This window comes from Candidatus Binatia bacterium (assembly GCA_036504975.1).
Classification (GTDB): Bacteria; Desulfobacterota; Binatia; order UBA9968; family UBA9968; genus JAJPJQ01.
Genome location: DASXUF010000031.1, coordinates 1 through 10468 on the forward strand (window position 1 = coordinate 1; position 10468 = coordinate 10468).

9 protein-coding genes and 1 pseudogene are annotated in these 10468 nt (G+C 57.9%); 1 reads left to right on the plus strand and 9 read right to left on the minus strand.

What is annotated here, in order from left to right:
• Positions 1-335 precede the first annotated feature (335 nt).
• Genes VGL70_04740 through VGL70_04750 form a run of 3 tightly spaced genes read right to left on the minus strand, consistent with a single transcriptional unit; the run spans position 336 to position 3364 of the window.
• Positions 336-1319: a tripartite tricarboxylate transporter substrate binding protein gene (locus VGL70_04740; protein ID HEY3302829.1), complete on the minus strand. Its 984-nt coding sequence runs from the start codon at positions 1317-1319 to the stop codon at positions 336-338.
• Between the two features lie 48 nt (positions 1320-1367).
• The gene (locus VGL70_04745; GenBank protein ID HEY3302830.1) at positions 1368-2879 is read right to left on the minus strand and encodes a tripartite tricarboxylate transporter permease; all 1512 of its coding nucleotides are present in this window, start codon (positions 2877-2879) and stop codon (positions 1368-1370) included.
• A gap of 23 nt (positions 2880-2902) precedes the next feature.
• A complete protein-coding gene (locus VGL70_04750) occupies positions 2903-3364 on the minus strand; it encodes a tripartite tricarboxylate transporter TctB family protein (GenBank protein ID HEY3302831.1) in 462 nt (153 codons plus the stop codon).
• A gap of 134 nt (positions 3365-3498) precedes the next feature.
• Here VGL70_04750 and VGL70_04755 point away from each other — a divergent pair, with 134 nt between their 5' ends.
• Positions 3499-4848, plus strand: coding sequence for an MmgE/PrpD family protein (locus VGL70_04755; GenBank protein ID HEY3302832.1), 1350 nt, complete (start codon positions 3499-3501; stop codon positions 4846-4848).
• A gap of 11 nt (positions 4849-4859) precedes the next feature.
• On the opposite strand, the gene VGL70_04760 is transcribed toward VGL70_04755, so the two are convergent.
• From VGL70_04760 to VGL70_04785, 6 genes and pseudogenes are all read right to left on the minus strand, one after another.
• Positions 4860-5699 (minus strand): aldo/keto reductase, encoded by an 840-nt coding sequence (locus VGL70_04760; GenBank protein ID HEY3302833.1) that lies wholly within the window; start codon positions 5697-5699, stop codon positions 4860-4862.
• On the minus strand, positions 5680-6312 hold the full coding sequence (locus VGL70_04765) for a tRNA-uridine aminocarboxypropyltransferase (protein HEY3302834.1): 633 nt from the start codon (positions 6310-6312) through the stop codon (positions 5680-5682). Before VGL70_04765 ends, VGL70_04760 begins: the two co-directional genes overlap by 20 nt.
• A gap of 59 nt (positions 6313-6371) precedes the next feature.
• On the minus strand, positions 6372-7916 hold the full coding sequence (locus tag VGL70_04770) for a tetratricopeptide repeat protein (GenBank protein ID HEY3302835.1): 1545 nt from the start codon (positions 7914-7916) through the stop codon (positions 6372-6374).
• 43 nt (positions 7917-7959) lie between these two features.
• Positions 7960-9363, minus strand: a complete 1404-nt coding sequence (locus VGL70_04775) for a glycosyltransferase (protein HEY3302836.1) — start codon at positions 9361-9363, stop codon at positions 7960-7962.
• Positions 9364-9612: 249 nt separating this feature from the next.
• Positions 9613-10335 (minus strand): annotated as a pseudogene (locus tag VGL70_04780) (ATP-binding cassette domain-containing protein).
• On the minus strand, positions 10317-10468 hold a 152-nt coding region (locus VGL70_04785), incomplete at its 5' end, for an iron chelate uptake ABC transporter family permease subunit (GenBank protein HEY3302837.1). The pseudogene VGL70_04780 and the gene VGL70_04785, both read right to left, overlap by 19 nt.

The following is a 10468-nucleotide window of genomic DNA, read 5'->3' on the forward strand; positions in this document are numbered from 1 at the left end:
CCGCGTATAAATCCAAGGTGTCTGAGCGAATGCGGGTCTGGCGCTTAAACTCAACATTGTGGATGAAGGTCGTGGTTGAATTCCAGTTTGAAGCCGTACTGGGGAAAACCCGCCGTACGGAATTTTAGAGAGGGAGGAGGACACGCCTGTTCCTGTATGGGTTCATGTGGTGCGCCTCCTCCCTACTCGACGGTGAGATCGTATTTTCTTGTCGATTCGGCAACTTAGGATCGGTGCCAAGAAAATTTGCGCAAACCGCGAAAACTATTAAGCATAGTATTACGAAGGTGACGAAGTTTTAAGTCATCGCGCTAAGACGCCAAGAACGCAAAGAACTAACGCACCACCTTGGCGCCCGCCTCTTTGAGCACCTCGCGCATCTGCGCGGTCAGATCGTCGAAAAATTTGCTTAGCCCCGGTCCTTTGAGATAGCCGTCTTCGAACTGATTTTGCTCCAGGTACTGCTTCCACGTCGCCGTTTTCTCAAAGCGATCGAAGACTCCTTCCCAATATTGCACCACTTCCCGTGGAACTCCCGGCGGGGCCATGACGCCGCGCGCCTGGGGTATCAGCGGAACGTCGATGCCTTGCTCCTTGAGAGTCGGCACATTGGGCAGAGAAGCCAGCCGTTTTTCACCCAGAGCTGCGATGACCCGCAAATTTCCCGCGCGAATCTGCTCGCCGGCCTCTTGCGGCTCGATCACCATGATTTGCACGTGGCCGCCGAGCAGGTTGGAGAGCCGCTCGCCGCCGCTCGGAAAAGAAATGAAATTCCACTGCGCCCCGGTGGCCTTTTGGATCAACAGGCGCATGAGATTATCCCGCGAGGTAACGGAGCCGCCGGACTGCGCGAGTTGTTTTGGATTCTTCTTCGCCGCGTCGATGAAGTCCTTCATGTTCTTGTACGGCGAGTCCGCCTTGACCGCGATCACCGCGGGCTCCAGAACCAGACGGACGACCGGAGTCAAATCTTTTATCGTGACCGTCGCCTCGGCGGTCGTGAGCGGATTAGTCACCCAAACGCCGGTAAAAAAACCGATGGTGTGCGTCTCGCCCTTTTTTTCCGCGAGGTACGACATCGCGACGGCGGAGCCGCCGCCGGACTTGTTGACGACCTGCAGGCGCTGAGAGACGAGCTTTTCTTTTTGCAGCAGTTCGGCAATGGCGCGCGCCAACAGATCCGATCCGCCGCCCGGACCGGTATGGACCACGGTCTCGATCTGTTTGCTGGGCTTGAATTCCTGGCTCCAGGCCAAACCCGAGGATACGGTCGTGATCGCAGCGACTGCGATCGGTAATAAAATTGCCCTATTTTTCATATTCGATACCTCCCGAAAAATTCTCGCGGTAAACCGCCCCTATCACCTTCAGCCTTCGCGCTCAATAGTTTCGACTCGCCAGGAGCGCACTTTGCGAATCGTCGGCAGACACAAGATCGCGATCGCGATCAACAGCAAGACTCCGGAAATGGGACGCGTCGCGAGAATCGTGATATCTCCCTGCGACATCATCAACGATTGGCGCAGCGCCCGTTCGAGCCCGTCGCCCAGCACCATTCCCAAAATCAGCGCGGCGGTTGGGAAATGGGCCTTGCGCATGAGATAGCCCAACAAACCGAAAAGGCCCATCATCCACACATCGAATAGACTGGCGTTCACACTGTAGACGCCGACAATCGAAATTCCGATGATGAGCGGATAGAGAACGTAATAGGGAAGGCGCAAGATCTGCGCGAACAGGGGAACCAAGGGGAGATTCAAAACTAGCAGCAAAACGTTGCCGATGTACATGCTGGCCACCAGTCCCCAAAAAAGTTGCGGGTGCTCCTGGATGAGCAGCGGGCCCGGCTTATATCCCCAGAGAATGAGCCCGCCCAGAAGAATCGCGGTGGTATTGCCGCCGGGGATGCCGAGAGTCAGCAAAGGGACCAATGCCCCGCCCGCATCCGCGTTGTTGGCGCCCTCGGGCGCGGCGACTCCTTCGATCGCGCCGGCGCCGAATCTTTCCGGATGGCGCGAGAAGGCTTTTTCGATGCCGTAGGATAAGAACGAGGCGACCGTGGCGCCGGCGCCGGGAAGCGCGCCGATCAGGAAGCCGATGACGGAGCCGTTCACAAAAGCGAAGCGGCAATCTTTGAGATCCTGCAAGGTCGGCAAAAGGTTTCTCAAGCCTTTTGCAAGTTTGAAGATCTCGGCGCCCCCGCGAGACTCCAGGTTGACCAGCACCTCCCCGATCGCGAAGATCCCCACGGTCGCGGCGATAAAATCGACGCCGCCAAGCAGCTTCACCTGGCCGAAAGTAAATCTCGATTCGGCGGTGAAGAGATCCGTGCCGATGGTCGCCAGCCATAAACCCACGAGCATGGCCAGCAGCGCTTTGACCATCGAATCTCCGGCCAGGAAAACCACCATGGCAAGACCTAAAACCATCAGGGCGAAATACTCGGGCGGCGCAAAGCGCAAAGCGAAGCGGGCCAAAGGCGGCGCGATCAGCATTAGACCCAAGACGCCCACGGTTCCGGCGATAAAGGAAGCGATGGCGGAAATCCCCAAGGCCGCGCCCGCCCTCCCCTGGCGGGCCAATTGATAACCGTCGAGACAGGTCACGACGGAAGACGACTCGCCGGGGATGTTCAAAAGAATGGACGTGGTCGAGCCGCCGTATCGCGCGCCGTAAAAAATGCCGGCGAGCGCGATGATCGCCGTTGCGGGATCCATCTTGAGGGTGAGCGGCAGCAGCATCGCGATCGTCGCCGCCGGTCCCAAGCCCGGCAACACGCCGACCACGGTGCCCAACACCACGCCGATAAGACACCAAAACAGATTTACGGGTGTGAGCGCGACGGCGAAGCCCAGCAGGAGATTTCCCAAGGCATCCATCTCGTCAATGTTTCCTTTTTAAGTCAAAATCCCCAGGGAGCCGGGGGTAAAGAAATATCGAGCGCCACCGCAAAAATCAGCTGGAATGCCACGGCGAGAGCGGCGCCGACGCCGAGGGCGAGCCAAGGCGAACGGCGGTCCAGAAAAACGATTAGAAATGTTGTGAGAGCGACGAAGCTCAGAGCAAAACCGATTCTACCGAGCAGGGCGATCGCAACCATCATGGCGAGCCAGCCGGCCAAGGCTCGCGCGGTAGTTTTCCAGGATTGTGTTTCCCTCTTGGCTTCGCTCCGGGAACGCGAGAAGGACGCGAATAATAAAGCAGACGCGAACAATACCAGGCCGATGCCGATCCAGAGCGGAAAAAATCCGGGTCCCGGGCCGACCTCGGAGACATAGGGCAGTTTGGCGGCCGCCGAGATGACATAGATCCCGAAAGCGGCGAGACAAGCGCCGGAAATCAGATTGTCTTTGCCTCGTGCCACAAAACACTCTGGATGCCGGTCTGTGAATAAATCCTACCCCGGAGATTCTTGCAAGAGCGCCGACCTTGGACGAGGTGCTTGTTTTGGATGAGGGACTTCAAGTATCTCTGTAAAGGGACTCAACGGAGGAAACCATGGACGTAACGGCGAAAATCGCCCGATTCGTGGTCGGCGCCAGATACGAGACCATCCCGCCCAAGGCATTGGAGACCGCCAAGGCGGCGGTGCTCGATTGTCTTGGGGTTGCCCTTGCCGGCAGTCGGGACGAATGCGCCAAAATCTGCGCTGAGATCGCGCGGCAGGAAAAAACCAAGCAGGAAACAAGCGTCTTTGGGCAGGGTTTTAAGGCTTCGGCGCTGCAGGCGGCCTTCGCCAACGGCACGGCGGCGCACGCGCTGGACTTCGATCACAGCTTCACGCTGATGGGACAGCCCACCGCTCCCATCATTCCAGCGGTCTTTTCCCTGGGAGAATCGTTAGGCGCCGGCGGCCGCCAAATTCTCGAAGCCTACGTCGCGGGCTTTGAAACCACCGCCAAGCTGGTCTTTGCGCTGCGCGATTCGACGCAAGGCGGTTGGCATGCCCCTGGAACTTTGGGCGCCTTTGGGGCGGCCGCTGCTTGCTCGAAGCTGCTCGGGCTCGATGCGTCTCAAGTCGAAATGGCGCTCGGCATAACCGCATCGATGGCCGGTGGGGTCGTCTGTAACTTTGGCACCATGTCCAAGCCTTTGCATGTCGGGTTGGGGGCGAGAAACGGCGTCTTGTCGGCGAAGCTGGCTCAATCGGGGTACACGGCAAACGCGCGCGGCATCGAAGCAGCAAACGGTTTCTCCGAAATGTTTTATCGCATGGCGCCGAGCGAAGGGCCGCTCGGCGAGTTGGGCGTGTCGTATGCGATCCTAACCGACGGCATCCGAATCAAGCCCTATCCCTGCGGCGGCCTGACGCATCAGCCGATCGATGCGGTGCTCGACTTCAGGGCGAAGCATGGCCTTACGGCGGAGATGGTGGAATCCATCGATGTGGATGTAACGCAGCACACTTATGACCGAATTGCATTTCGAGTTCCCCAAACCGGAATTCAGGGAAAGTTTTGCATGGGATATCTCCTCGCCCGAGCGATCATCGATGGAAATGTTTCCCTGAACATGTTCACGGATGCGGCCGTGCGCGATCCCGATGTTTTGAAGCTCGCGGAAAGAATCCGCATGAAACCGGACAAGGACCTCAAGGCGAGCAACCCAGGGAGCCGTCCTTGCCGGGTCACCGTTCGGTTGAAGAACGGGGAGACCTATTCACGCGAGGTACAGCACGCCAGGGGAAGTCCAGAAATTCCCATGACTGCGGACGAGCGCAAAGAAAAATTTACTCAGTGCGCGCGCCAGGCTCTCGACGAGAGCTCGACTCAGCACGCTCTAGAAACCATCGAGAGCCTGGAGACGCTGGAAAATATCAGACCGCTGTGTCGGCTTCTGAAGGCATAGCGGGTTTCGTTTTACAGCGCGATCGTTTCGATCCGCTGGATTTCTTCGGGGGTGAGCGCGAACTTTTCGGCTTGGAGGTCTTCTTTCATATGTCGTTCGCTCGTGGTTCCGGTCAACGGGAGCATGCCGACCTGCATGGCAAAGCGAAAGATGACCTGCGCGAGAGTAGCACCTAACCGTTTCGCGATCGCGTGAATTGCTGGATCGGTAAAGACTTCTCTGTTCGCGGTCAACAGCGAAAAGCCTTGATAGATGATGCCGTTCGCCCAGCAGATCTCCCGAACTTCCATGTCCCATCCGAGCGCGGCGAAGCACCGGTTCTGCACCACCATGGGTTTAACATTCGCCTGTTGGCGTAGAAGTTCGAGTTGTTGGGCCGTGATGTTGCTGATGCCGATCATTTTGGTTTTTCCCGATCGATAGAGTTCTTCCATCGCGGCCCACACCTCCCAATCCGTTTTTCCCAAGCCGCGCCGCGAATAGGGCGCGTGTAGAACATAGGAATCGACGTAGTCGGTGCCGAGGTGTGACAACGAGCTGTCGAAGGACCGTTTTACCTGGGTGGTGAGAACGGCCGAGGGATCATATGGGATTCGACCGCCCTGGCCGCCGACCGGAGTAAACTTGGTCTGGAGAAACAGGGTATCTCGTTTGATGCCTTTCTTCGCGAGCGCCTGCAAGGCTTCCCCGACCAGAGCTTCCTCGTAATGGATCAGTTGATTGGCCGTGTCGATGGCGCGGAAGCCCGACGCCACGGCAACCTGCACGAGGCCCGCCGTCGCCTCTTTTTTCCACGCCGTGCCGTACATGAAAGACGGAAGAGGTACGTGGTTATAGGCGGCCAAGGTCATGGTGTTTCCTCCAAGTCGAGCGTCTTCCGCTCAACCAGCCGCGCGCAACCATCGTCCGCTCGACTCTTAAATCGTAAAGTTTCATCAACTGATCCTTCACGTGATCGCCTTCGATCACGCCGAGGGCATGAGCCACGGCTTGCAGGGTGGCCATCCCTTCCGGTCGATGTTGGGCGCGCAGATGAAACTTCGAGCTGTCCGGAGCGCCGATCTTCACCCGTTGCACGTCTTTTAATTCATCATGCCGGGTGTGAACTTTCCTCGCCTGCCGCCAGGTTCCGTCGGGAACAATGAGCTGAATCGGCGTCCGGTCTTGCGCGACCAACGCACTATCCAATTCCACGGCGTCGGCGGAAGGGTAAAACAAAAAAGTCCGGTACCGATCGGTCAAGAGATCTCCAAGGTCGAGCGCTTCTCTCGTATCCCCCCGCACCCGCATCTCGCTGTTGACGAGTGCTTTTACCGCGAGCCGGCCCGTGTTGCTGCTGCGCTTCAGCTCGTTCACGTGTACGACAAGGCAAACCCTGGTGTTTAAATCGAGCCTCGGTATCGAGGCGCAGATACAAAGCACCCGAGTCAAATAGCAAACCGGGCAGGGATCTTTGGTTCTCATCGAGTCGGCTTAGGGTTTCTTTAGCCGGGCCAAAGTAGCTCGGCGCTCAGACGAGATCGTCAGAATCTGATCAGGATTCTCGGGCCCAGGATCAAGTATCCGAAGCCCGCCCCCGTGGCGGTTCCGGTAGCGAGTTGTCCGCCTTCTATGTTGAACTCGATCGTCAGGTTACGGCTCGGTTTCAAACCAAGGCTGGCGGAGCCGCCGTAGACCGGGTCTTTGGTTTTGACGCCGTTTCTTCTGAACGCCTGTTGTCCGACAAAAATTTCCGAAAACAAATAAAACAGCCGCCGCTCGATGTAAGAAGACATGAAGACGCGATTCGAATAGTAATCGTTGGGATCGAAGTAACCGCCGCCGCTTTGCCGATCGTAGTTAAGATATCTAAAACGGTAACCGGCGGCGATTTTAGGGTCGCGAAAAAGTATGTATTGCGACGCGAGCTGAGCGTCATGAGAGTGGTTCACATCGGAGAAAGTTCGATATTTGTATCCGGTAGAGACCGACAACCGATCCGTCCATTGCTGCGACCACTGGACCCCGGCGATAACCATCCGGATCCGATTCTCTATTAGTTGCGCCGAGTCGGTCAGCAGCTCGCGCGCCAGATTCAGGCCGATGCTGGCGCGCGGCATTTTGACGTCCAATCGAACGTCTCCTATTGCAAACGTCGACCGATTACGACCGCGGCCCAGGTTTGCCAGACCGAGACTTCCACCGGTGGCAAAACTCTCATTATAGTTCGCGTAACCCCTGAACGAGAGCTCTTCTGCCTGTTGGTAGCGGGTCGGGTCTCTGGCCTCGGTATGGCGGAAATTTGCTCCGAGGTCGAAGTTCCCCAGCCAAAAACGCTGCGAGGCGCTGTACCGGTCGACCCGGTTATCGTCCGTATCATTATAGTAAAGGTACCTGAGATCCAGCCTGGGGCGGCTTATAGAGTCTAATGTGTCCTGGAATTTTTCGTGACGATTCCGCTGGTTCGGGGTGATCGGCTGCAGAAGCCCGCTCGTCTCCTTGGCGCTAGTCCGGTTACCGGCCGCGAGAAGAGCCTGGGACAGCCCAAGTCTGGCGTCGAAATCGTCCCGAGTCCGAAGTAGCTTCTCGTAGATCGGGATGGATCGCCGCAAGTCTCCCGACCATTGCAGGGCGTCCGCTTTGACCTGCAAGGCTTCGCGGTTATCCGGATCCTGCCGCAAAACCTTTTCCGCTTCATCGATGGCCTGGCTCAACTCGTCGTTCCATGAAAGCACGCGGGCCAAAAGCGCCCTGGCCTCCAGGTTGTTCGGTTCTGCCGCCAGAACCATGGCGAGCTCTTCTTTCGCTCTTGTTAAACGATCCGCCCGCGAAAGGTAAATCGCCATTCGCACTCTTTCATCGACAGAAAAACTTTCCCGGGCGAGGTCGAGAGCTCTGGCATAGGCGTCCGCCGCCTTATCCAAGTCGTTTTCGGCGACGTGCCGGTCCCCCGCCTGCTTGTTCTGGCGGGCCGACGCGATTGCGGATTCTGAGGCTGAGGAAATTTCGGCGGCGTTAGCCTGAGGAGAGAGCAAAAAAAACAGCAGAACAACGATGAAGACCGGCGGCGCCGTGCTCCTGCTTGGCAATGCCCCCTTAATGAGTCCGACCGGCTTCACTGCGGGGGCTATGTTACCACCGTTTTACGGTTCCGCAAAACTCCTGAATGTAACCGACGACGCAGATCGGCGACATGATGATCTGGTAGAGCAACATGAAAACAAGGAATCCGGCGAAGTTCTGGCGAATTTTAAGGTTGAGTGTGTCGAACACCTTTTTTTGCTTGAAATGCATCACTGCGATGATCGCCAGCGCCATGGGCAGCAGGATGAGCGTTTGGGGGCCGGCGACGTAATAGCGGCCGGTCAGCGCAAGAATAACTCCGGGTAAAAAAACGAACGAGTAAAATAGATCGACAAACGGGATAACAAAATCGACGGCAACGAAGAAGCTCGAAAGTCTGGAATTTTTCCACACCAATGAGCCGTACTGCTTCAGGCCCTCGATCATTCCCCTGGCCCATCGTCTGCGCTGGCGGAAAAAACCTTTGAAATCCGTCGGGGCGCAGGTAAAGCCGATGGCGCTCGCTTCGAAACCGACGCGCCATCCCTCTTTCAGGAGCGCCCAGGTGAGCACGATGTCTTCTCCGATCACGGGCGCCCATCCCTGGACCTGGCGAACGGCTTGCGTGCGGAATGCGCTGAAAGCGCCTTGGGCCACAAGCGTTCCCTGATAAAGAGATTGCTGTCTTTTGGCGGACGCGATTCCGGTGAAGTAATCCCACTCCTGCAGGCGCGTGATGAAAGTCTCACGGGAATTCTTGACGAGAACGCATCCCGCCACGGCCGCCGTGCCCGCCGGATCCGACAGCAGCCGCGCCACGATTCGCTTCAGCGCCTGAGGGTGGAGAAACGTATCGGCGTCGATGGTGACGACGATGTCCGTGGTCACACGCATGAGTCCGCGGTTCAACGCGCGAGCCTTGCCGCCGTGTTTGGCTTGGACGATTTGCAGGTTAGGCAATTTTAGCGAGTGGAGAATCTCAACCGTGTCGTCCGTGGAGCCGTCATCGACGACGATGACCTTCACGGGAGCGGGATAATCCTGGCCTGTGATGCCGCGGAAAGTTTCACGGATGTTTTGGGCTTCATTGTACGCGGCCAGCATGATGGTTATCGGAGGATACTGAATGTCGAGCGGTAAAGAAGGCGGGGCATCCATCATGATGCTTGCCACGATGTGGGCGTTGAGAAAACCCGGCACCAGGGCGATAAAAAATATGATCAAAAATGCCGGAACCTCGCCGATTACAGCCGACAGGTCGTAAAACCACGGTCGCGCGAGCACAAGCGAGATCGAAAACCATAGAGCTGCTAAAGCTGTTGCAATGAAGAATTTTGCCTTGACCGGAACATAAAATACTTTACGCGGACGGGTGCCGGCCTCCGGCGCGCTTTCACGCTGAAGTTCGCCCTGCCGAGGCGGGGAATCGGCGATGTCGAGCTGCTCGACCTCTTTCGGAGCTGGCTTTGCCATAACGGTATGAACGGTGATCGCAACCGGTATGCCAGGGGGAAGTTGTTGAAAAATAAGAGAAAGCTTCCTACCTGTTGGCGTACTTTGGTATTTTCGCTCTTTAAATGACGTAACGCGGCTAGGAGGCAACGCGAAACGCGTAGATAATTAACGGACATGGCAGCGGTTAAGGGAGCTTATAAACGGTGGCGGGAGGAACCGAAGGGATTTTTTTCGATGCGAGGCGGTTTTGCCATCGCGGCACCGCCATTACCCTCGCGTCAACTGGCGATACTTGATCCGATGTGGACGCTCGGCGGCCGCGCCGAGGCGATTCTTTCGATCGGTTTCATACTCGGAATAATTGCCGTCGAACCAGACCACTTTGCTGTCGCCCTCGAACGCGAGGATGTGGGTCGCAATCCGGTCGAGGAACCAGCGGTCGTGGGAGATCACGACGGCACAGCCGGCGAAATTCTCCAGCGCCTCTTCGAGCGCGCGCAGCGTGTTCACGTCCAGGTCGTTCGTCGGCTCGTCGAGCAGCAGAACGTTCGCGCCCTCTTTCAGCATCTTCGCCAGATGGACGCGATTGCGCTCGCCGCCCGAGAGCGCGCCGACCTTCTTCTGCTGGTCGGTGCCGCCAAAATTGAACCGCCCCACGTACGCGCGCGAGTTCACCTCGCGGCTGCCCAGCTTCAATAAATCCGCGCCGCCCGAGATCTCTTCCCAGATCGTTTTCCCCGGATCGAGTGCGCGGCTCTGATCGACGTAGCCGAGGACCACCGTTTCGCCGATTCGAATCGTTCCGCTGTCGGGTTGCTCCTGCCCGGTGACCATGCGAAACAACGTCGTCTTGCCGGCGCCGTTCGGACCGATCACGCCGACCAGCTCCCCGGCGCCGACGGCGATCGACACTCCGCGGAGCACCGCGCGTCCCGCGTAGGCGAAGCCGAGGTCGTCGCCTTCCAGGACCGTCACGATCCCCGCCCGCGGAGGCTCCGGCGGAGCAGCACCAGGAAGAACGGCCCGCCGAGCAGCGCCGTGATCACGCCGACCGGCAGCTCGGCCGGCGCGAGCACCGTCCGCGCCGCCGTGTCGGCCCACACGAGGAAGGCGCCGCCGCCGA